The following is a 22,208-nucleotide window of genomic DNA, read 5'->3' as shown; positions in this document are numbered from 1 at the left end:
GGAATATCGCCATGGAAATAATCAAGCCCGATACCGAAAAATCCGAGCCACAGACCTCGTCAAGAGCCATGACACCGACGGCGCAGTCTACAAGTCTGAATGCGCTCAGTTATGTTCAAACCCAGGTTGAACCTTTGCGGCCAGAGCATCTCGAGCGCAACCGCATTGTGGCTTACAACAAGAATTCGAAAATGGGCGGGGCTTTCGATCTGCTGCGTACGCAAGTTCTGAAAGTCATGGAAGAAAATGGCTGGCGCACGCTCGCCATCACCTCTCCGACTCCGGAGGCAGGCAAGACGGTGTTGGCTATTAACCTGGCAATGAGTATCGCGCATCACACAACCAAGACAGCGTTACTGGTGGACTTCGACTTGCGTCGTCCGAGAGTGGGCGCCTGCCTGGGTCTGTCGATGGAAAAGTCGCTCAATGAATTGCTGGCCGATGAAGCGGAGTTGCAAGAGGTTCTGGTCAACCCGACCTTACCGCGCTTTGTGGTCCTGCCGACGCGTGAACCGATTCCTCTCTCCACTGAGGTGCTGTCATCACCCACGGTGAGCCATTTGATTACTGATCTGCGCGAGCGCTACAACTCACGTATCGTTATTTTCGACTTGCCGCCGTTGTTGAGCTCGGATGATGTGATTACCGTCTTGCCTAAATTCGACTGCGTTCTGCTTGTGGTCGCTAACGGCATGAATAGCAAGAAAGAGATCGAGGAAAGCCTGCATCATCTGGGGACAGCCAATTTGATTGGCACGGTGCTGAACAAGGCCGAGCCCCCAAACCGCTCTTACTACTAGAGCGTCACCCTTAGGCGCTCGGCGTTATTCGCTGGTGCCGATTTTCAGTGCCAAGGGTGCTTCTGCTCCCAACTCCAGGCGTGCGCCACTATCTGTTCAAGTGAACCGAATTGCGGTTGCCAGCCAAGTAATGTGTTGGCCCTGCGGGGATCGGCCACAAGGCGTGGTGGATCGCCAGCGCGACGTGGTGCTTCGCTGACGGCGATATCCTGGCCGGTCACGCGGCGCGCGATGTCTATCACGTGCTGTACTGAGAATCCTTGCCCGTTACCGAGGTTAAACGCCGTGCTTGCACCGCCTGCCAGTAGATAATCCACGGCAAGTGCGTGAGCTGCAACGAGATCGACAACGTGGACGTAGTCGCGAACGCAAGTGCCGTCAGGCGTGTCGTAATCACGGCCATAGACGGTGATGGTTGGACGCCGACCGGAGGCGGCTTGCAGGATCAGGGGCAGCAAGTGGGTTTCCGGTTCATGGCGTTCACCTAACTGTCCTTCAGGGTCTGCTCCGGCGGCGTTAAAGTAGCGCAGGCAGACCGATTTCAGCCCGTATGCGCGGTCGAAATCTTCAAGCATCTGCTCCACCATCCACTTGCTGCGACCATAAGGATTAATCGCGGCCTTGGGATGCTCCTCGTCGATCGGTACATACACCGGGTTACCGTAGACGGCGGCGGTCGAGGAAAAAATGAAGTTTTTAACTCCCGCACGCACCATGGCCTGTAACAGCGTCAGGGTGGCGGCCACGTTATTTTGGTAATACTTGGCAGGCTCAGTCACGGACTCGCCCACCTGTATAAATGAGGCGAAGTGGAACACGCCATCAAAGTGTTGTGCGGCAAACAAGACGTCCAAGGCTTGCGCGTCGGCTATGTCCAGTTCGACCAATCTCCCGCCCGGCACTGCGCTGCGGTGGCCTGTGGAAAAGTTGTCTGCCACCACCACTTCGTGATCTGCATGCAGTAACTGCTTAACCATGTGCGAGCCGATATAGCCTGCGCCGCCAACAACCAAAAAATTCATCCTGCTCTCCTGGAAACTGTTGCTGTGTAAGCGCAGATTGGAACGTCAGCGTATCCGCTTGACCATTATTTTAAAAAAGACAGGTTAGTTATTGAGTCGCCGGTGCGCTGGATGATGCTGTACGGGCGGGGCTTGGCTGTCCGTCGCCTGAGGCTGTAGCTTGCGGGACGCTTTTTTTCAAAAATAACCAATTAGACGCCTGCAAGCCGTCGAACTTGATCGTATAGCGTCCATCCAGGTAGGTGGCGGGCAACTTCTTCGTTTGCGCAAGGGTGCCGTGGGTGAAAAGTGTCAAGCCTTGCGGTGCCTGGATTGTTAGCGTGCCTTCGAGGGGCTCAACATAAAAAGGTATTTTGTCGTCGTCTTTGGGGATGGCGCGGGTGCCCAGTGAAATCAGTAAATCCTGCGATCGGCCGACAGGCGCGTCGTCCAGACTTTGTACCACCACACTGGCATTGGCGGTCTTCACTTGAACCTGGATGTTGCCAAGACTGATCGACTCGCCGCCGATCCAGCCGGTTGCTGCCTGGGTGTGCGGCGTATCAATGGTGTAGATGCCTTGTTTCCAGTTGCGCTTTAGCTCTCCAGTGTCTGTCGTGGACTCGCTGGCATTGGCGTCCAGCAGCGACTGGTCAGGGTCCTGAAACACCTGAGCATTGCTCGAGATAATGCCCTGTTGCAACCAAGGCAGTTCCGGCGTCTGTGGCATGGCGATTTGCAGCTTGCCTTTCTCCATGGCTGTGCGCAGTAGAGCAGCGTTGGCCGGTGTTATAAGTTGGTTGAATAGAGTGCTTGGCGTCGGCGCGAAGACATAGGTCGTGTTTGCTTCGCGAACGTCTGCGCGGCGATAAAGCAAGGCGGCGGCAGGCAGGGTGGCCAGCATTGCAGGGTCGTTATAGGCGTGCCAGTTGTCGGCATTTATCCATCCGCCGGTTAGCGGCTCCTGGCTGTAGGCATATTGCATCAGCGCATCCCAGCCTTGGTGGCTGGCGGTGCCGGCCATGTAGAGTGGCAGCGAGTGGCGGTCGGGTGTCGGAAAGGGTTCAATGTTCCACTCGGTGACGGTCAGGGGTTTGCCTGCGACTTGGCCGGCAGCAATCCAGTTCAGTAAACCGTCGCTGGTAAGCGGGTTTTTCTCTAGCTGCCCAAGGCCCCCGTAGCTATGGACATCGATCAGGTCGCCGGCGGTAAGGGCCGGCAGGGAGCTTAGGCCATCGCCGCCCCAGCTACTGGTCGTGGCGATGGGTACCCTCACGCCTAATTTACGTAGGTGCTGAATCATGTCTACGTTGAAACGTCGCTCCAGATCGTTAAGGAACAGCTTGGCGGGGCCAGGCTCCCAAGAGCGCCAGGTTTGGCTTGTGGATAGATTGTGCTGTCTGGCAAAGGCCTCGGCCTCGGCCATGTAGACCTGGTTGTGCTTTGACACTTGTTTGTCTGGCAATAGGACGTTGCCAAAGTGCTGGGTGACGTCGTTTTCGTTGGTGATCAGTACGGCGGCGATCGCCGGATCGTCTTTATAGGCGAGGCCGGTATAGGTGTTTACATGGGTCAAATAGGCTTCGGTAAAGCGCTTCATCGCCTGCTGAATGGTGATATTTACATACGCATAGCCCTTGAGGTCGGCGTTGTTATGGTCATTTTTTGGCATTTCATCGAAGCCATAGATGTTGTCGTTTGCAGTGAGGGCTCGCTCGACGTGCATATCGAGCCATACGTAAATGCCCTCGTCTTTCAGGCACTTGATCCACCAGTCAATTTTTTTCAGCGAATCCGGGCTTAGTTGCTGGGTGTTATGTGTGAGGTTGCTGTCGCGAAAGATGTTTGGGCTCACCCATGGGGAGTCATGGTGGTGCAGTCGTACGAGATTGAAACCGAGTGCCGACAGGCGTTTCGCCTGCTGCTTGATGACATCGTCTGGCGTGCGGAACAGCGTATAGGACGTCAGGTTGGTGCCCCAGAAGCGCGCCGGGGTGTTGTCCGCGAATAGCAATTGCTCGCCGGATGCTTTGACGAAGCCGCGCTTGCCGGCTGGTCTTTCGTGAGCGTTAAGAAAGGACAGATCGACCGGCGAAGTATTCCAGTCGAGCTTGTCACTCGGCCAGCTCTTCGGGTCCACCAGCCCGAAGCGCTCGGTAGTGGTTGGGCCGAGCTCCACATCGCCAGACACGCTCAAGGTGGCTTTGAAATTTTGGCGGCCGGGTTTGATCGTGTTTTTGTAGAAAAAAGCACGCACTTCAGATCTATCACCTGGTTCAAAGTACACTCTCGCCAGTGCAGGCTCAAAACGCATTTCGAGGCGTCTCCCTTGTGCATTCCCCCACGACCAGCCGCGGTTGTCGGGTAGCAAAACCGGCTCACCCATTTCTCCAGCGAAAAGGGCAGGATCGAACTTGAAAACGATGCCCCCGCCCATCACGCCCGGCTTCATGCTGTGTGCATCCAGGGCAAAGTTCCAAGTCAACTTCTGCTGGTCTTCCTTCTGAACCTGCGCAGTCAAGTCGAAATCCAGCGGTTTGTTCTGGCCTGTCAGGGAGTAACTATAGGGGGTGTTCACTTTGAATGCGGTCGGAAAAGGCGTCCACGCCCAGTCGCTTCCCCAAAAGGTGAATGAAGAAGAAACTACAGGGCTGCCGCCGCGCACCAGCATTGGCAGGCCGCTGTGCTCATCCACGCTGGCGACCCAGTCCGACGCCCAGGTACTAAAAGGCCAAATAGCAAGGGACAGGAGAGCCAAGAGCAGCATCTGGGTGCGGCGAAAAAAAGTGGCCATGAGCATTACCGGGGTTGAAGGTTGACACTCGCAATGCTTGCAGTCTCAGTGTGCCTGAGCCTGCGCGCCATCTGAGCATAGGCCACGCCCAGTCCAGCCACCGACCAATACACCACGGGGATTACCGTGATACTGCTAACGGTAAAGATGATCACCAGTATCCCGGCCAGTGTCGCGAACAGCGCACGTCCGAGTCGGCGTGCCTCATCGTCTTTGTTGGGGAACGAACGCATCGCCGTGCGGATGCCGAGCAGCACAGTGGCGAAAAAACCCACGAATAGCGTCAATCCGATCAGGCCGATATTCAGCGCCAAGCCGATATAGGTATTCACGATATCGATGATGCCCTGGCCCTGAATCATGGACTGCATTTCAGGCGTGTTGCGGTAATCGAAAGAACCCAGCCAGGGGTTGCGCTGGATGACGATCACTGCATTGTCAATCAAGCGCTGCCGGTACGTGATGTTCTCTGTTTCCAGCGTGCCGATGAACGGCAGCAGCTCAAGCACTTTTTGCCCGCCGGGCACGATGGCCAGCAAGGGAAGGGCGAGCACTCCGGCGAGCGCCAGCAGTATCAGGCGTTTGAAGGCGCTACGGCCGGTGGCGATGAACACGGCGATGATGGTGGCAGCACCGATCCAGGGGCCACGCGACAGCGGTGCAAACAGGCCGGCGGCCAGCAAGAGGGCGCCGAGGCGTCGCTGCAGTCGGCTGCGTACACTCTCGCGCAGGAACAGATAAAAGCCGATGGCCACGCTGATGACGTAACCCAGTGCAATTGCCTGGCCGGTGGTGACGCTGGCGCGTAGTGAGCCACCACGGCTCAAGTAGCCGGACATTTCCCAGTTCATGCCCAGGGCGCTGATCAGCGCGCTGTACAGCAGCCAATGGTGGGCAAATTCGACGAGACCAATAAGCGCCAGCACCATGGCGGCGAGTACAAAGCCCAACAGAGCGTCCTTGAAGTCGCTGAGTTCCTTCAGTGCCCGGCTGGCGACGTAGTAAGGCAAAAAAACGTCGATGAACAGGTAGAGCGTCTGGCGCAAAGTGTCGGTCAGCGTGGTTTCGCGCAGGTAAAGCACGCTCGCCAGCAAGAGGTAGGCCGCTAGCAGTTTGTCAGGCCAGGAGCGTCCGAACGTCAGTGTGCTTGCTCGCCTGCATAGCGTGAAAAAAACCGGTAACAACACACACAATGTGAGCAGGCGAATATGGTCAAGTGCAAAAAAATAGTTCATCAGGCCGAAGCCGGGAATCTGCGCCGGGGCCGGTGGGATGAGAAACAGCAGAAGGAAAAACAGCGCCATGGGGTTGCGTTCGCGTTGTCGTGCGACGGTCAAAATGATAGCGGTAATGCCCGCATACACCCAGAAACTGTGCGAGACAAAGGCCAGTAGCGTCAATGCGAACCACAGATCGCGGCGGCGAGTGAAGTCGCTGGACGGGATCAGGTCTGCTGCTGGGCGGCGTGCAAAGGCAAAAACGACGCCGGCAAGAACCAGAATGACGATTAACGCGCGAAAGTGCTCAGGCATGGGTTGTTCTTATTCATTGGTGAGTGACGGCTAGTGGCATTTCCAATTGAGGCTATAGTCACTTGCATGCCATGGAGTCAGGGGTCGATGTTATGCCTTCAATTGAATTATCGCCATCGTTGAGCCTTCGCAGGCGAGCGATATTTGCTGTGGCATGGAATCTGAGTGCCCTTGTTGCGTCTCAAGCAATTCGCTTGGGCGGCAACCTGATAATGGCCCGCCTGCTGATGCCGGAAATGTTCGGCATCATGGTCATCGCCACCACCGTTTCGGTGGTTCTCCACTTGCTTTCCGATGTCGGTTTGCGCCAGAACATTATCCAGAGCCCGCGTGGCGACGATCCGGTGTTTCTCAATACTGCCTGGACGGTGCAGATCCTGCGTGGCGTTGTCCTTTTTGCTTCGACGCTTCTGATCGCGGGCTCCGCCTGGTTTGCGCAAGTCATCAATCTGTGGTCGGCCAGTTCCACCTATGCCGCACCGGAGTTGCCGCTCGTGTTGGCCTTTACCGGTTTCTCCGCGATCATCTATGGTTTCCAGTCGACTAAAATCGACGTGGCAGTTCGCGCTTTCCAGCAAAAGAAAGTGGTGCTCGCCGAGTTTGCGGCCCAGCTTGCCGGCCTGCTGGTGATGCTCGGCATCGGTTACTTCACCAGGTCTATCTGGTCGCTGGTGGCTGCAGGTCTGGTCTCGGCTATGGTCGGTACTGTTCTTGGGCATCTCTGGTTTCAGGGCCCGCCCAACCGTCTACAGTGGGACCGCGCTGCGCTCAAAGAGTTAGTCGTCTTCGGCCGTTGGATACTGTTGTCTTCGGCAGTGGGAGTATTGGCCATGTATGGTGATCGCATCTGGTTCGGCGGCAGCATGTCGGCCACCGAACTGGGGGTCTACTCCATTGCCGTACTGATTCTGGGGGCTGTTCAAACCGGAGTGCAAAAGTTGGCCGGGGCCGTGGCCCTGCCGGCCTTCAGCGAGGCCGCAAGGAGTAATGACACCGCGCGGCTCCGCGCTTTGTATTACCGCATTAGATTGATTGTCGATCTTGCCTTGCTGTTTGTCTGCGGACTGTTCCTGACCATCAGTCCACTCATCATTGGCTGGATGTACGATGAGCGTTATGCCGCTGCCGGACCCATGATGGCCATTCTTTCACTTTCTTTTTTCATATTACGTTTCACGGTGGCGCATCAAGTTTGGCTGGCCTTGGGGCTAACAAAGTACCAAGCCATGGATAACATTATTCGCATTATCTCGTTATGGGTGCTAGTGCCTCTGTTGCTGGCTATTGGCGGGGTGAATTATGCGATTTGGGGGGTTGCCCTGCATGCGCTTCCTACGCTTGTCCTGATTGTGTATGTCAATTGTCAAGTGGGTCTGTTCGATATCAAGCGTGAATTGGTGGTGCTGCCCATGTTGGGGGTAGGGGCTTTGTGTGGAGCGTTAGTGTTGAGCCTTGCCAAATGGCTTTGATTTGATCTCTGTCTCTTGTTCAACGTCGTGGAGCTTTGAATCGTGAGTGAACTTGATTTGAATACCTCTTTGATTGGTCGCAGAGGCCTTCTCCGGGCGTGCGCCCTATTGAGTGTGGGGGGGCTGACCTTTGGATTTTCCAGAGTCGTTGCCCGGCCTTCTGCTGTTAAATCCGAGTTTGTTGTTATCAATGGGTGGGTGTTGCCTGCCCAGCATTTTCGGTAAACGCGAGCATGATAAAAGATTACCAGTCACAGAAAGAGCTCCGCGAACTATATGACTTCTGCATCATAGGGGGTGGGCCGGCCGGCATCACGCTGGCGTTGCGTTTGGCCGGGTATGGTTGGCGCGTGATGCTTGCCGAGGGGGGCGGGCACGAATATTCGCAGCGCTCGCAAACTCTCTACAAGTGCTCATCGTCAGGCCTCAATGCCTACGTTGAGACAACGCGCTTGCGCTTTCTTGGCGGCACCTCCAATCACTGGGCCGGGCGTTGCCGACCCTTCGAGCCATCCGACTTTACCGTGCCCCCTCCCGGTAGCTTGCCCGGTTGGCCCATAGCGTTTTCCGAGATCGAGCGTAATCTGCCGGGGGCCATGGATATTTTGGATCTTCCGCTGGAGTCGGGCTTCAAGACCATTAATGCTGCTTTGCGCGGCGGCGAATTTGAAGCTGATCGTTTCTTGCTCAGTCCGCCGACGCGATTTGCACAAAAATATGCCAAGGATCTTCGCGAGACCGAGGGGCTTGATGTCTTCATCAATTGCAACTGCGTCGATCTTGAGTTTGATAACAAGACCGGCCGCATAGCGGCTGTAGTAGTGTCTGATTACGACCGGCTCCGAGAAAGAGTCAGAGCAAAATACTTCATTCTGGCGACGGGCGCGATCGAGAATGCCAGGCAACTGCTCAACAGTGAGTCCCTGGTAGCTGGCGGTATCGTAAGCAGGGATGGTTTCGTCGGTCGTTGTTTCATGGAACACCTGAATATCGATATGGGTACCTTCATTCTGAGTGAGGGGCAGAGTAGAGAGCCTCGACAGTTCTTCACTACCGATGCATTTGTGAAGGAGCACTGGTCAGGTAAGGGGAATGTGTCTGCTTCGCTGGTGTCCGAAGTGAAAACCTATGGGCGAACCGCCGCAATCAAGAGCTTTTTCGAGAATCTCACCTGTGAAATAGGCGGGGCGCATAAGATCGATTTTATTGCCAAGTTCAATTGTCCGGGGGATGGGGTAATTGGCACGTTGATTGAACAGTTTCCCAACCAGAAAAGCCGCATCTCGTTGCTCGAAGAACGGGATGAATTAGGGATGGGCAAGGTCAACATCAATTGGGAACTAAGCCCTGAGGACAGGCACACCATTAAGGCCATAGGGCTCGAAGTGGCAAAGCGTTTTGCCGAAACAGGGCTTGGCTTCGTCAAGTTGGATGAGAGCGTGTATGACATCTCTTTGCCACTGAAAGTGAGTCCCCATGCTCATCATATGGGGACCACGCGGATGGCGACTGCGCCCGAGTTTGGGGTGGTCGACGAAAACTGCAAAGTGTTCGGCACTGAAAATCTTTACGTCGCTGGAAGTAGTGTTTTTGCTACAGGCGGTGCCAGCAATCCCACCATGCCTATCCTTCAGTTGGCTCTGAGGTTGGCTGAACATTTGAATAATAATATAAGTTAGTGTTTTTGAGAGGCTGCCTTGGTGTGGTGGAGTAGTGGTTTTTCCTGTTTGATGTTCGTCTGGAGGTAGTTGGATAGCAAGGTAGTTGGCTTGTTTTCAGGGAGTTTGGAGGTGGTCTAATGAAAGTGACTTTTGTGTTGCCGGTGGTGGGCCTGTCTGGAGGGATTCGCGTCGTTGCAATTTACGCTAAGGCATTGTCTGAAATGGGGCATGATGTGACACTCGTTTCCCCGCCTGCATCTCCTGTTCCGCTACATAGGAAGATGAGAAGTTTTATCACGGGTGAGGGGTGGCCGATAAGCGAGAAAAGTCCATCTCATTTAGATGGTCTTGGTCTTGATCACCGGGTGATAGAAAGATACAGGCCTGTTTTGGATTCGGATGTTCCAGATGCAGATGTTGTAATTGCAACCTGGTGGGAAACGGCTGAGTGGGTGAGTTCTCTAGGTCAGGCCAAGGGTGTAAAAGTGTATTTTGTGCAGGGGCATGAAGTGTTTCCTGATTGCCCGGTGGATAGGGTTATGGCGACGTATAAAATGCCTTTGCATAAGATAACCATTTCGAAGTGGTTGGCTGATGTCATGAGCGTGGAGTATGGCGACTCTGATGTTAGCGTGGTGGGGAATAGTGTCGATCATCAGCAATTCTTTTCCGCGCCGAGGGGAAAACAGCGTTGCCCAACCATCGGGTTTTTATATCATGAAGCGCCATTTAAGGGGCTTGATGTTGCGCTTCAGGTAGTTTCTTTGCTCGAGAAGAAATTTTCAAAACTTCGAGTTATAGTCTTTGGAAATGCCCCTCCTAGTGGTTTTTTCAAGCTGCCAGCGAATTTTGAATTTTATCTTTCTCCCGATCAAGATCGTATTCGAGATTTATATGCGCAATGTGATGTCTGGCTCGCAGCAAGCCGGAGTGAAGGCTTTAATTTAACGGCGATGGAAGCGATGGCATGTAGGGCGCCGGTAGTTTCAACGCGTACGGGTTGGCCGTTAGAAGCAATATCTTGCTTTAAGAACGGCGTGCTGGCCGATATTGATGATGCTGTCGCCTTGGCCCGTGGTGTTGAACGGCTATTGACTTTAGACGAGCTGGGGTGGCGTGCGGTTTCAGAGAGGGCATGTCAAACAGTGGCTTCAAGTTCTTGGGAGAACTCTGCAAAATTATTTGAAACGGCGCTTAATAATGCGTGTGTGAGGAGTTCGGCTGAATAGCGGTCATTTGAAGCGGAGCTTGAATGATGTTGATTTATAAATTATTTTGTAATTCGGCAATGAGAGTTCAGCACTTTTGGGGGGGGCAATCTAATGATTAGTGCACCCCTTGATGTACTGGTAGTTAACTACAATACAGCGACTCTGCTGCAGCCCATGTTTAACGCATTGCACGAGTCAACTACTGCGGATCGAACGCGCTATTTAGTGGTGGACAATGCCTCTGTCGATAACTCGCTGGAGTGCCTGGCAACGGTTTGTCCAGAGGCATTTCTGCTTGCCAATGAAAATAATGTTGGTTTTGGTCGTGCCAACAATCAACTGGTTGAACACCTGCAGGGCAAGTACGCGTTGCTCCTCAATACCGATGCCTTCGTTGCTGCCGATACCCTGAGCAAGACCCTCGACTACATGGAGGCTCACCCTGATTGCGGTGTCCTCGGCGTTCGGTTGGTTGGGCGAGAGGGTGATTTGCAGCCCTCCTGTCGCTATTTTCCGACTCCGTTGAATGTCTTTGTCGCGCGTACAGGGCTCGGGCGCTTTTTCCCTGGGGTGAAAATGGTCGACGACATGGCCTGGGATCATGCCTCGGTGCGTGAGTGCGACTGGTTGCCTGGGTGCTATTACCTGATCCGCCGTGAAGTAATCGACCAGATTGGCTTGTTCGATCCGCGCTACTTTCTTTACTACGAGGAGGTCGATCACTGTAAACGCGTTAAACAGGCCGGGTGGAAGGTGGTTTACTACCCGCATACCACGGTGGTGCATATCGGCGGTGAAAGTGCCAAGTCGGTTGTCGAACTCAATGTGGTCAGTCGACAGATAACCACGTTACAAATCGAAAGCGAGCTTTTGTACTTCCGCAAGCACCACGGTCTACTTGGTTTGGCCTCACATATGTTACTGGTGAGCATGGGTGATCTGATTCTGGCGCTCAAGGCTCTATTGAAAGGCCGCGGCTGGGCCGCCATAGGGGCGTGTTGGCAGCATGCTCGTGATACCTGGGCGTTGCTGCGCGATACCAAATTCGCTAGCCAACCAACACGGTAGGTCAACTTATGTTCGAAAATATACGTGCGGACTTGCGTGCACACGCTGGTGATTGGGCTGCTCAGGGGTTCTGGGTGATGCTGGTTTATCGCTTTGGGCGCTGGCGCTACGGTGTGCGCCCAGCATTGTTGCGCAAGTTGCTCTCCTTTATATACAAAGTACTCTTCAAATTGGTCCAGATCGTGACGGGTGTCGAGCTGCCGTGCGAGGTGGTGATCGGGCGCAACTTCGTCATTGATCATTTCGGCGGTATCGTGATCAGTGGTTATGCGCAGTTCGGCGATGATTGCCGTGTCCGCAATGGCGTGGTCGTGGGGCTAAAGAATGTGGATGAGCCGAGTGCCCCGGTGATGGGTAACAATGTTGATATCGGTGCAGGGGCCAAGGTGCTGGGCAATATCCGCATTGGTAACAATGTCGTGATTGGTGCCAATGCCGTGGTGCTGACAGATGTACCGGACGACTCGGTGGCAGTGGGCGTGCCTGCGACTATCAAGAAGAGGCAGCGCGCAGAAGCAAGGGAATGCTCATGAACCCCAAGGCCACTGGTATTGGGGTCGTTGTTATTGGTCGCAATGAAGGCCTACGGCTTGAGCGTTGCCTGGCTACGCTGGTCGGTGCGGCAGAGAAGGTTGTTTATGTCGACTCTGGATCAACGGACGGTTCAGTGCAGATGGCACAGAGGCTTGGGGTCGAGGTGGTCGAGTTGGACATGGCGGTTCCCTTTACGGCTGCGCGCGCGCGCAATGAAGGGTTTGCCAGCGCGCAACGCTTGCTACCGGCGATGCGTTATGTGCAGTTTGTCGATGGTGATTGCGAGGTTGTCAGTGGCTGGCTGCCCCAGGCACAAGCCTTTCTTGATGCGCAGCCTACGGTTGCGGTGGTCTGTGGACGGCGCCGGGAACGTTTTCCACAGCGCTCGATTTATAACTTGCTGTGTGATCTCGAATGGGATACGCCGATAGGTGAGGCCAAGGCTTGTGGTGGCGATGCGCTGATGCGGGCTGACGCCTTCGCCGCAGTGTCCGGGTTTCGAGCGGATCTTATTGCCGGGGAAGAGCCTGAGTTGTGTGTGCGTCTGCGTGCGTCTGGATGGAAGGTCTGGCGTCTGGTTGAGGAAATGACCTTGCACGATGCGGCCATGACCCGATTCGGCCAATGGTGGCAGCGTACCCTGCGTGGTGGCCATGCCTTTGCCGAGGGCGCATTTTTGCATGGGGCCGCACCGGAGCAACATTGGCTACGTGAGTCGCGCCGTGCTTGGCTCTGGGGCTTGGGTGTCCCGCTGGCGACTATTATCGCGAGTTTGATGCTGGGATGGTTTGGGCTGCTTCTGCTGCTGGTCTATCCACTCCAGGTGGTGCGCTTGGCTCGCCGGGGCGATAGATCAGCGCGCGAAAACTGGCTGCAGGCTTTCTTTCTGGTGCTGGGAAAATTTCCCGAGATGCTCGGGCAAGTCAAGTTTCTGTTGAACAGATTCGGCGCCGGCAAGACGGTGTTGATCGAATACAAGTGAGACGACTATGAATTATCGGCTGATATTAAGAAGCGCGTTTTTTTTGCATGCAGGGTATTCTTTTAGAGCGTTGAATAACAAACTTAGATTGCTCATTTTAATGGCAAGAAACTGGTCCGAGCTCAAGTTGTTTTTGTGGCGTATGACCAATGCCTTGGGCAAGACCCGTTTTGAGCAGTTGGGAAGTGATTGTCTTGGTGTTGTTCATTGGCCGTACATCAGTAGGTGCTGGAGATCTCAGGACAGACTTAGTGTCTTGGCCTCGCATTACGAAGTGGTCACAAAAAGCTGTCCGCGTTTATTACTTCTGGGACGAAATGACAGCTTGATGTTGAGTGACCTGTCGGCGTGCTCTGTTGGTTGTTCCTTGGTTCTGGACCGTCCGGTATGGTTTATGCGGGAAGGAGAGTTGGTGCTGAATTTGTTTCAGGGTGATTTACGTATTGCATCAATAGCCTTTACCTTGTGTCGTACGGAGGTTGAGTTATGTATTTTTATCGGTGCAGTTCAAGGGATACACAAAGGCGTGGAGAGTGACAGGTCTTTGGATATTTATAGAGGGCTGACAAAAGATTTTGAAGGCCTGCGGCCAAGAAGTTTTCTGATCGAAGCTATTAAATATATTGCAAGAAATGTGGGTGTTGAAAAGATTTATGCAATAGGGGATGGATATCGTCATCATCGTCATCCGTATTTTGGGGCTCAAAAAGCTCAAGACCTGGCGGCTAATTATGATGTCATATGGTTGGAGCATGGAGCGATTCCGTCAGAGCGCGAAGACTTTTTTGAAATTCCCATGGCCCTGTCCAAGAAGGCGCTTGATGATATTCCTTCAAAAAAACGCGCCATGTACCGCAGGCGTTATGAGCTTCTTGATGATGTTTTTAAAAAAACAGACAGGGTATTAAGAGGCAGTCATGCAGCGAATACAAGCACTCATCAGGTCGATATTTGATTATAGAGAGAGTATGCCTTTCGTACCGTTTTTTATTTGGCCTTCTGAGAGGTTGCGAGTCTGCAAGGCATTTGGTTTGGTCTATAGTGAGGTCGGGGCGGAGCAAACGCCGTGGTGCTTGTTGACGCTCCTGATAACTGCACTGCTGTGGGAGTACCTACAGTAATAATTCACCGCAACGACATCTAAGCCTGGTTCCTATGCGTATCGCTTATTTCATCAATCAATACCCCAAGGTCAGCCATAGCTTCATTCGTCGCGAGATTTTGGCGTTAGAGCGTCAGGGCTTTGCGGTGCAGCGCATTGCTCTGCGTGGCTGGGACGCTGAGTTGGTGGATGCCGAGGACGTGTCCGAACGCAATAAAACCTGTTATGTGTTGCAGGGCGGAGTCAAAGGGCTGTTAGTGCCTGTGCTACAGGTGCTGCGCGCCCAGCCGCGACGCTTTTTTTCGGCGCTGCGGCTGGCGCTGCGCATGGGCCTGCGTGCCGATCGCCCGTGGCCGTACCATTTGATCTATTTGTCCGAGGCGTGCCGCTTGCTGCCTTGGTTGCAGGCGTTCGGCGCCGAGCATGTGCATGCGCATTTCGGCACTAACTCAACCGAGGTGGTGATGCTGGCCAACGCACTCGGCGGGCCAACGTACAGTTTTACCGTGCATGGCCCGGAAGAATTCGACAAACCGCAGTTTATTCATTTGGGCGAGAAAGTCCGGCGTGCGGCTTTTGTCGCGGCTATCAGCTCTTATGGGCGCAGCCAGCTGTTTCGCTGGGTGGCGCATGCGCACTGGGCAAAGGTAAAGGTGGTGCATTGCGGCCTGGAGCTGGCGTTTCACGATGTGCCGGCAGTTGCCGTGCCGTCCGTGCCGCGGTTGGTTTGCGTGGGTCGCTTGTGTGAGCAAAAGGGCCAACTGTTGTTGCTTGAGGCTGCCCGCATCCTGGCAGCGCAAGCCGTGGCGTTCGAGATAGTGCTGGCCGGCGATGGGGAAATGCGTGCGGAAATCGAAGCCCTGATTGCCCTGCATGGCTTGCAGGCGCGGGTACGAATTACCGGCTGGATTAGCAGCGAGCAGGTGCGGGTGGAAATTCTTGCGGCGCGCGCCCTGGTGTTGCCGAGCTTCGCCGAGGGCTTGCCGGTGGTAATCATGGAAGCCATGGCCTTGCGTCGGCCAGTGCTGACGACCTGTGTGGCGGGCATTCCCGAGTTAGTGCGTCAGGGTGAGAACGGTTGGTTGTTCCCCGCTGGAGCGGTGGATGAGTTGGCGGCGGCGCTGGCGGACTGCCTCGCGCAACCTGCCGAGGTTTTGCAGCGGATGGGCGAGGCGGCTTATCAGCGAGTGCTGGAGCGACACGATATCGATACCGAAGCGGCCAAGTTGGCTAACTTATTTAGGGCGCAAGCATGATCACGTTACTTAATTGGCTGCTCAGCGCACTCCTGGTACTCATCTGCTTGCCGGTGTTGGTGCTGTTTGTGCAGGTGCTGCTGGCCTGCCTGCCTGCGAGGTCACTCCCGTCGGCGCAAGGATTACGTCCGCGGGTCGCGGTGTTGGTGCCGGCACACAATGAATCCTCGATCATAATCGCGACGCTAAATAGCATTCGGCCGCAGCTGCTAGAGGGCGATCGCCTGTTGGTGGTGGCGGACAACTGTTCTGACGACACGGCCGCGCTGGCCCGCACGGCGGGCGCCGAGGTGGTGGAACGCAGCAATAATCAGCAGGGTGGCAAGGGTTATGCGCTGGACTTTGGGGTGCGTCATCTGGCGGGCGTTGCGCCGGACGTCATGATCATTGTCGATGCCGATTGCCAGGTGGGTGAGGGCTCTATTGAGCGTTTGGCAATGTGTTGCATCGACTCAGGGCGGCCAACGCAAGCACTTAATTTAATGCGTGCTCCAGCAGGTGCCGGGCTGAAAGTGAGGCTTGCTGAGTTTGCATGGTGTCTGAAGAATCTGGTTCGGCCGCGAGGTTGGGCTCGGCTTGGTTTGCCCTGTCAGTTAATGGGCACGGGAATGGCTTTCGCCTGGCGGGATCTGGCTTTGATCGATTTAGCCAGTGGCCACATCGTCGAAGATTTGAAGATGGGCTTCGATTTCTGCCGCAACGGCAAACCGCCTTTGTTTTGCCCTGATGCTCTGGTGACCAGCTATTTTCCGCGCAGTGATGAAGGCTTGAGCACCCAGCGTACGCGCTGGGAACATGGTCATCTAGGGGTCATCCTTGGTGATGCGCCAAAGTTGTTTGCAGAGTCGATTGGCCGGCGTAACTGGAACCTCCTGGCTATGACGCTGGATTTATTGGTCCCTCCGTTGGCCTTATTGGCTTTAGCGTTAGGGGCTGTTTTTAGTCTGTCATGGTTGGTATTTATGCTGTGCGCAGCTTTGGCTCCAGCATTGATCGCTTCTGCCGGGGTGGTAATATTGAATGTGACTGTCTTGCTGGCGTGGAGTCAATTTGGTCGCGGGATGATCTCTTTTTCAGCCTTGTTATATGCGCCGTTCTACGCGGTGAAGAAAATACCCCTGTATCTAGGCTTTTTGCTTAAGCGCCAGGTTGAGTGGGTGCGTTCGAAGCGAGATGACAGCTAATGCGCGCTTTTACTTGGCAGCACAACTGGCAAACGATTATCCAGAAACTCAGGGTGGTCAGTGATCTCGGTGATGAACAAGGATTGATTGATGCTTTATCCAAGCCTGAGACGGCGACAGTGCTTGGATTCGTCAATGCCCATGCCATGAACCTGGTGGCGGGCAACGCCGATTACTATAACTCGCTGTCGGCTGCCGACGTGTTATTACGGGATGGTTCCGGCATGGCCATCCTGTTTCGCCGGTTCGGCTTAGTGCCGGGTCTAAATATGAATGGCACGGATTTTATCCCAAAATTATTGGCCGCGTTCAAGGGCCGGCGCGTGGCTTTCTGGGGTACTGAAGAGCCCTTTCTAGCGAATGCGGTGCAGCGTAGCGAAGCGCTATTTGCGGTAAATGTAGTTTCTGCTCACCATGGTTTTGCTGAGGTGGATGCCTACATAAACCTTGCCCGGCAACTGCAGCCAGAATTGGTTGTGCTGGGCATGGGCATGCCCAAGCAAGAAGCCGTTGCTGCCAGGCTGGCTGCCAGCGGCGTGCCCTGTCTGATAGTGTGCGGCGGGGCGATCCTGGATTTTCTCGGCGGCAAGGTTACTCGGGCTCCGCAATGGGTGCGTCGTCTCGGTTGTGAGTGGGTATTCAGGTTGATGAGTGAGCCAAAGCGATTATTCAGTCGCTATGTGGTTGGTAATCCAATGTTCTTGTTGCGCATGCTGATCTGCAGAGATGCGCCTGTTTAGGGAAACTGGTGAAATACAGCGATCCCGTTGCACGAGTTTCCCATGAAGCAGATGACCTTCGCCGACACCGAGTATGCAGCGATCCGACCATGAAGGAGGTGCTGTACGAAATCACCACCTACACTTTCCGTCGATTGGCGAACACAATAAAACCAAACAACGCGGAAGAAAATAACCATGCTGCCGCAGGAAGCGGTACAGCACTCTGTTGCTTGATATAAGAATCGGCTGTCCCAGCCAGGCCTATACCTTGGACATGCGGTCCAACACCTGGAAGATTTGCCAGTGCAGCTTGGCTGTCGAAGGAAACACCCACCCCCGAGTCAGAATGATAAGCAATACTGCTAAATAGGGCAGGTTGGCCATCATCGGAATCGAAGTAGATATCGCTGATCGACAAAGGCACGCCAAGGCTGTTTTTTAAAGTAAACAGCGCGCCACCCGCGTGCTCTTCTATCAGCATGCCGAGTTGAGCCCCTGACTTTTTGCCAGAGTTGCTCATGCAACTAGAGTCATAGGCCAAACTGGCCGCCTGAGCACTAAAAGCAGACGCACCATTCAGGAGTATTAACAACAAAGTGGATTTAATGAAACGTGTCTTATGCATAAACACCGCTCCCTGCACAGAGGAATATTCTTTTGTTGGATGAAAGAATTTTTATCAGGTTAAAGTGAGCATAGTAGGCACATGGCTATTACGTCAATAGTCCGTCATCGCCATAGATAAAAATAGAAAATCAGGTCAGATCCGTCAAAATAACGTCACAATAAACAAGTCAGTCATAAATCAAGTGGACTCTATCCGCCGGAAATAGCTTCAGGATTTGGCGGCATTAGCCCGCAACAGGACGGCCTCAAGGATCAGGGGCACCATAAGCCCGCATCGCCTTTGGCCTTTCCGCTCAGCGTGAAACGGCATGCGGGCGGATCGAGAGGGATAGCCCCGTCGGGGTCTATCAGCGCCTGGCCAGCACTCGAAGAATGCACAGTGAGGATTCAGGGCTACAGCCGCGGCCTACCCAACGCTGCAATCTGCTCACGTTTGCCTCGATTGCATCGAGTCCGAGTAAAACTCACCCCATTTTGTGTTCTTTGGGCCGCGATCAGGTGTCCGTCATGTCTTTCAAGGCAGCTGCTACCGCCATAGCCGCTTCGTAACCCTGGCGCAGCGACATCGCGGCGAGAATCAAGAGGTGCTGACCAAGCATCATGCGTTGTACCAGCAAGCTCATATTGAACACTCGCATCGCTGGTTAGACGCGATCCGGAATTGGCACCCCATCGATGCCGTCAAACTCAACCCGGAGAGGGAGCAACCGGCGCTGAAAATGAGGGCATAAAAAACACGGCTGATGCGGCAACTACCTTGCAAAACGCCGAAGTAGCATCTTTACTCGATCTGGGTGAAGGGCGCGTTACTGGATGTTGCCAAGCAATCTTGATTCTATGGAGAGGATTGCGAATTTTTCGCAAGAAAGAACGTTTAATGTGAATTCAAAATGGGGGACTATATATGTGCGCGAACTATGGCTTGCTACAGCCCTTGAAAAACGTGCTTGGCTATCGAACTTCAACTGCGTGCATTTATTTCGTTGATTTGCAATCTCAAATAACCTCTCCCTGGCTAATAAACAAATGAAAGAATCTGTAGCAACACTGATTCGTAAACTCATATCTCCTTCAATACGATTTGAGCTAAGAAAAGCTGCCGCTTGGCTACGAGACATATTTGGACGAGCGTGTTTTTGGCGCTGGGAAATCGCCAGATTCAGACTGCGCAAAGATAGTCCTTACGACATCCTCTATGTCGGCAGGAAAGCACAGCGGGAATTGGTGAAGGTTATCATGGGTGCGGAATTTCAAGTGGCTGACAGCAAATTGGAACTGGATAAACCAAGCCGGACGGTATTTGTCAGTGAAATGCCAACCCTGGGTGCATTGTATGTGCCTCAGTGTCTAAGTGCTATCGTGCCGCTGAGTAGATCAATCGATGAGATCACAGCGAAATACAATACCGAGTTACGTCGGAATCTACGCAAGAACCGACTACGCTACCGTATGAAACAGGCGCTGAGTGATGACGAGATTGAAAGTGCAGATCGAGAAATGCTTCAACCTTATGCCACAGCAAGGCATGGCACAGCCGCCTCTCAAATTGAATTGCATGAGGTTCAAAGGGTGGCAAAAATTTCCGGTCGACTCGATCTAGTACTGTTGGAGGGCGAGGTTGTGGCATGCCATCTTGGGTGCGTAATTACCCGTGCAGGAAAGCGCTACTGGAGCACAATCCGTTTCGGCTATCCTGAAGCTGTGTTTTCAGATACTAAAAGGCTACGCGAAATCAACTCAATCACCACCTTCATGGCACTTGAGTGGGCGATAGAAAATGGTTTTGACTATTATGATATCGGGTCTTGTCTGGCACGCCCGGACGATGGACTTCTTGAGTGGAAAAGAAGACGCGGAGGTGATGTTGATACGCTGGGTAACCACGGTTATATGTTTGTTCGACTGCCTAAAGTGGGCGCCGCTCAATTTCTTTGGGAGACACCTCTATTTGCTGTTGAAGGCAAAAATTTGACACTTCATCTTGGGCTGCCGGACGGGCCGAGTGATGAGGAAGTCGCGAGTCGATACCGTGAAATGGGTTTTGGTGGACTATTCAAAATATATCTCCATTGTGCCAAAAAGCCTGGAGAGATGCTTCTCGAAACCTTACGTAGCCGCTATGCTCATCTGAAGTCGCCCCCCATCATGGAAAGTATCCCATCCAACTGAATAGGTTTCTAATTTGAAAAAATACAGTTTTACGTGTTTAGCCATGAACGGTATTTCTGTATAACCACTTGTTTCCAGGTTTTCACATTCTCGATCCTGCGACAACTGATGTTCCGACCATCGTGGCGACCTGCGCTGGGGCAAGAACCGTGGGGGGGATTGAGGGGAGTCGTCTCATACATGGTGTTAATGTACTTCAGTCAAGTGGTTCGCTGCTGATTTTGCAGCCTCCTAATCGTTTCCTCTGTTTTTTCAAATATCTAACGGATCGCGATCACCAACATTTTGGGTTTGTGGTCGGTACCCAAGAGGGAGATGGTTTTAGTATCGACCCCGATGAAGTTGCGCGTACTCTAGATCTATTTCCGTTATAGAGAGGCGCTGAACACTTCACCGGTTCGCGCGGTGCACCACCTTCAAGCCAATGCCATCAGTCCGACGACCTTATTTTGCTTTTCCCAAGCTGGTTTCAGCCTCTTTAACCGATTAACCGGGCAATTCCATATTACAGGCAGATTTACCCCGCCACGCGTGCAAATCCCGCTTGACCAACACTAGCTTGGTCAGCCCGAACAGGCTGAACAACTGTAGGCGATCCCTCGGAGCTTGAGATCGCCCCGGCACTCAAAAGGCTGGCTAGTAGGCACGCTTGCCGGTGAAGGCAAGCAGCGTTCGCAGCAGAATGACGAAATCGAGCCAGAGCGACCAGTTGTTGATGTACTCAATGTCAGACTCAACACGCTGAGCCATCTGCTCTATATCTCTCGTTTCACCGCGAAAGCCACGCACCTGAGCCAGGCCTGTGATGCCTGGCTTGATATTGTGACGCGCAAAGTAGTCTGCGATGCCGTGCGAGTACTGCGCATCGTGTTGAATAGCGTGCGGGCGCGGCCCCACCAGGGACATTTCCCCCATTAAAACATTGAACAACTGTGGTAGCTCATCCAGGCTAGTTCGCCGAATAAAGGCTCCAACCCTGGTCTTGCGCGGATCATTCTTTTCTGCCTGCTTGACGACGCCGTCTTCTAGCTGATGGACGACCATGCTTCTGAACTTCCAGATACGAAAAACTCCCCCACTCCACCCCATGCGCTTCTGTCGAAAGAACACCGGCCCAGGGCTATCGATCTTGATGGCAATCGCTATAGCCATCAGCAATGGCGCCGCAAAAAGCAAGATGAGAAAGGCCAAGACCTTGTCCTCAAGATTCTTCAGAAACAGACGCATCCCCATCAGCGGAGTTTCAGACAAGGTCAGCACGGGAATACCGGCAATTTCACGAACGCTGTGATTGATTAATCGCAGAGAAAAAATGTCAGGTACCCAATTAATACTAATGTGCTTATCAAGCAGTTTTAAGTAAACATCCTTAATGATTTCCGAGCCATCCAGAGGCGTAACGAAATATACTGTACGAATGGAATGTCGCACAACTAATTCATCGAGGTCGGAGATATTGCCCAGTATCGACAAACGCTGCGCGCTTTCTGAGCCCTCCTTGCCCTGATCATCGTCCGCCCCAATCAATACACAACCGACCACCCGTTCACCTAGCCAGGGATTATTGCTTATTTTTTTGTGAAGGAAGTTAGCCAGCCCCCCTGAGCCAATAATAAGAGCGTTTTCCAAGTGAGCTGGGTGGGTCAAGAATTTCTTCTGCACTTCGCGTATCGCGAGGTGCAAAAGCAACTGAGCGAAATATCCAACAACAAATAACTGCCCCACCAATAAGCGCGAGTACTGTTCGCTTTGTTTGGTAAGAAAGGCCATGACAACGAGAAAACCAAAAGTGGCAGACCACGCCTTGAAAAGTTTAAAGGCTTTGACGGCAAATCCTACATTGCTTCGGTAAATGGCATAATGGTCGTACACGATGGCCAACGCCCCAAGTAGCAACAGGAGCATGATGACATAATCCGGCGTTATAAAGCCGATATGATAATCGATCAAATACCACGCGACGCCTGTTACAGCAACAAAGTCGAGACCGGCCTGAATAGCGTTACTGGTACTGCTTCGTCGCTGGAGTATGGAACGGCTACTGCTGGGCTCGAATATCATAATCAGACCTCATTGAATTGAGACGCCAAAACGCT

Annotated in this window: 17 protein-coding genes and 2 pseudogenes; 14 read left to right on the top strand and 5 right to left on the bottom strand. The window is 53.4% G+C overall.

Annotated features, from left to right (window positions below):
* Positions 1-68 precede the first annotated feature (68 nt).
* Complete coding sequence (locus tag F8N21_RS13030; RefSeq protein ID WP_224788213.1) at positions 69-800, top strand: CpsD/CapB family tyrosine-protein kinase; 732 nt, start codon at positions 69-71, stop codon at positions 798-800.
* 44 nt (positions 801-844) lie between these two features.
* On the opposite strand, the gene galE is transcribed toward F8N21_RS13030, so the two are convergent.
* The 3 genes from galE to F8N21_RS13015 all read right to left on the bottom strand — a co-directional run bounded on the left by galE (position 845) and on the right by F8N21_RS13015 (position 6,127).
* On the bottom strand, positions 845-1,822 hold the full coding sequence (galE, locus tag F8N21_RS13025; RefSeq protein ID WP_150642529.1) for a UDP-glucose 4-epimerase GalE: 978 nt from the start codon (positions 1,820-1,822) through the stop codon (positions 845-847).
* 88 nt (positions 1,823-1,910) lie between these two features.
* Positions 1,911-4,595 (bottom strand): cellulase family glycosylhydrolase, encoded by a 2,685-nt coding sequence (locus F8N21_RS13020; RefSeq protein ID WP_191624304.1) that lies wholly within the window; start codon positions 4,593-4,595, stop codon positions 1,911-1,913.
* A 5-nt stretch (positions 4,596-4,600) separates the two neighbouring features.
* Positions 4,601-6,127: an O-antigen ligase family protein gene (locus F8N21_RS13015; protein ID WP_150642527.1), complete on the bottom strand. Its 1,527-nt coding sequence runs from the start codon at positions 6,125-6,127 to the stop codon at positions 4,601-4,603.
* Between the two features lie 92 nt (positions 6,128-6,219).
* On the opposite strand from F8N21_RS13015, the gene F8N21_RS13010 reads away from it, so the two are divergent.
* The 10 genes from F8N21_RS13010 (at position 6,220) to F8N21_RS12955 (ending at position 17,334) form a co-directional block, all read left to right on the top strand.
* Positions 6,220-7,596 (top strand): oligosaccharide flippase family protein, encoded by a 1,377-nt coding sequence (locus F8N21_RS13010; protein ID WP_150642526.1) that lies wholly within the window; start codon positions 6,220-6,222, stop codon positions 7,594-7,596.
* A 233-nt stretch (positions 7,597-7,829) separates the two neighbouring features.
* Complete coding sequence (locus F8N21_RS13000) at positions 7,830-9,275, top strand: FAD-dependent oxidoreductase (RefSeq protein WP_150642524.1); 1,446 nt, start codon at positions 7,830-7,832, stop codon at positions 9,273-9,275.
* A gap of 119 nt (positions 9,276-9,394) precedes the next feature.
* Positions 9,395-10,486, top strand: a complete 1,092-nt coding sequence (locus F8N21_RS12995) for a glycosyltransferase family 4 protein (RefSeq protein WP_150642523.1) — start codon at positions 9,395-9,397, stop codon at positions 10,484-10,486.
* A gap of 93 nt (positions 10,487-10,579) precedes the next feature.
* A complete protein-coding gene (locus tag F8N21_RS12990; RefSeq protein WP_150642522.1) occupies positions 10,580-11,536 on the top strand; it encodes a glycosyltransferase family 2 protein in 957 nt (318 codons plus the stop codon).
* Between the two features lie 8 nt (positions 11,537-11,544).
* Positions 11,545-12,069, top strand: coding sequence for a serine O-acetyltransferase (locus F8N21_RS12985; protein ID WP_150642521.1), 525 nt, complete (start codon positions 11,545-11,547; stop codon positions 12,067-12,069).
* On the top strand, positions 12,066-13,052 hold the full coding sequence (locus F8N21_RS12980; RefSeq protein ID WP_150642520.1) for a glycosyltransferase family 2 protein: 987 nt from the start codon (positions 12,066-12,068) through the stop codon (positions 13,050-13,052). The genes F8N21_RS12985 and F8N21_RS12980 overlap by 4 nt, the downstream gene beginning before the upstream one ends.
* A gap of 7 nt (positions 13,053-13,059) precedes the next feature.
* Complete coding sequence (locus tag F8N21_RS12975) at positions 13,060-14,007, top strand: DUF535 family protein (RefSeq protein WP_150642519.1); 948 nt, start codon at positions 13,060-13,062, stop codon at positions 14,005-14,007.
* A 200-nt stretch (positions 14,008-14,207) separates the two neighbouring features.
* Positions 14,208-15,410 (top strand): glycosyltransferase family 4 protein, encoded by a 1,203-nt coding sequence (locus tag F8N21_RS12965; RefSeq protein WP_150642518.1) that lies wholly within the window; start codon positions 14,208-14,210, stop codon positions 15,408-15,410.
* On the top strand, positions 15,407-16,594 hold the full coding sequence (locus tag F8N21_RS12960) for a glycosyltransferase family 2 protein (protein WP_150642517.1): 1,188 nt from the start codon (positions 15,407-15,409) through the stop codon (positions 16,592-16,594). The genes F8N21_RS12965 and F8N21_RS12960 overlap by 4 nt, the downstream gene beginning before the upstream one ends.
* Positions 16,594-17,334, top strand: coding sequence for a WecB/TagA/CpsF family glycosyltransferase (locus tag F8N21_RS12955; protein ID WP_150642516.1), 741 nt, complete (start codon positions 16,594-16,596; stop codon positions 17,332-17,334). Before F8N21_RS12960 ends, F8N21_RS12955 begins: the two co-directional genes overlap by 1 nt.
* A gap of 118 nt (positions 17,335-17,452) precedes the next feature.
* Here the strand turns inward: F8N21_RS12955 and F8N21_RS12950 are convergent, their stop codons facing one another.
* A complete protein-coding gene (locus F8N21_RS12950; protein WP_150642515.1) occupies positions 17,453-17,941 on the bottom strand; it encodes a hypothetical protein in 489 nt (162 codons plus the stop codon).
* Positions 17,942-18,470: 529 nt separating this feature from the next.
* On the opposite strand from F8N21_RS12950, the pseudogene F8N21_RS30865 reads away from it, so the two are divergent.
* The 3 genes and pseudogenes from F8N21_RS30865 to F8N21_RS12940 form a co-directional block, all read left to right on the top strand.
* Positions 18,471-18,674: pseudogene (locus F8N21_RS30865) on the top strand (IS3 family transposase); the annotation flags it as partial.
* A 295-nt stretch (positions 18,675-18,969) separates the two neighbouring features.
* Positions 18,970-20,112: a hypothetical protein gene (locus tag F8N21_RS12945; RefSeq protein ID WP_150642514.1), complete on the top strand. Its 1,143-nt coding sequence runs from the start codon at positions 18,970-18,972 to the stop codon at positions 20,110-20,112.
* 77 nt (positions 20,113-20,189) lie between these two features.
* A pseudogene (locus F8N21_RS12940) lies at positions 20,190-20,486 on the top strand (hypothetical protein); the annotation flags it as partial.
* Between the two features lie 262 nt (positions 20,487-20,748).
* Here F8N21_RS12940 and F8N21_RS12935 read toward each other — a convergent pair.
* A complete protein-coding gene (locus tag F8N21_RS12935; RefSeq protein WP_150642513.1) occupies positions 20,749-22,173 on the bottom strand; it encodes an undecaprenyl-phosphate glucose phosphotransferase in 1,425 nt (474 codons plus the stop codon).
* Between the last annotated feature and the right edge of the window lie 35 nt (positions 22,174-22,208).

It is taken from the genome of Pseudomonas fluorescens (assembly GCF_902497895.1).
Lineage (GTDB): Bacteria > Pseudomonadota > Gammaproteobacteria > Pseudomonadales > Pseudomonadaceae > Aquipseudomonas > Aquipseudomonas fluorescens_BP.
Note: the sequence above shows the minus strand (reverse complement) of the source record. Positions and strands in the feature narration are given on the sequence as shown.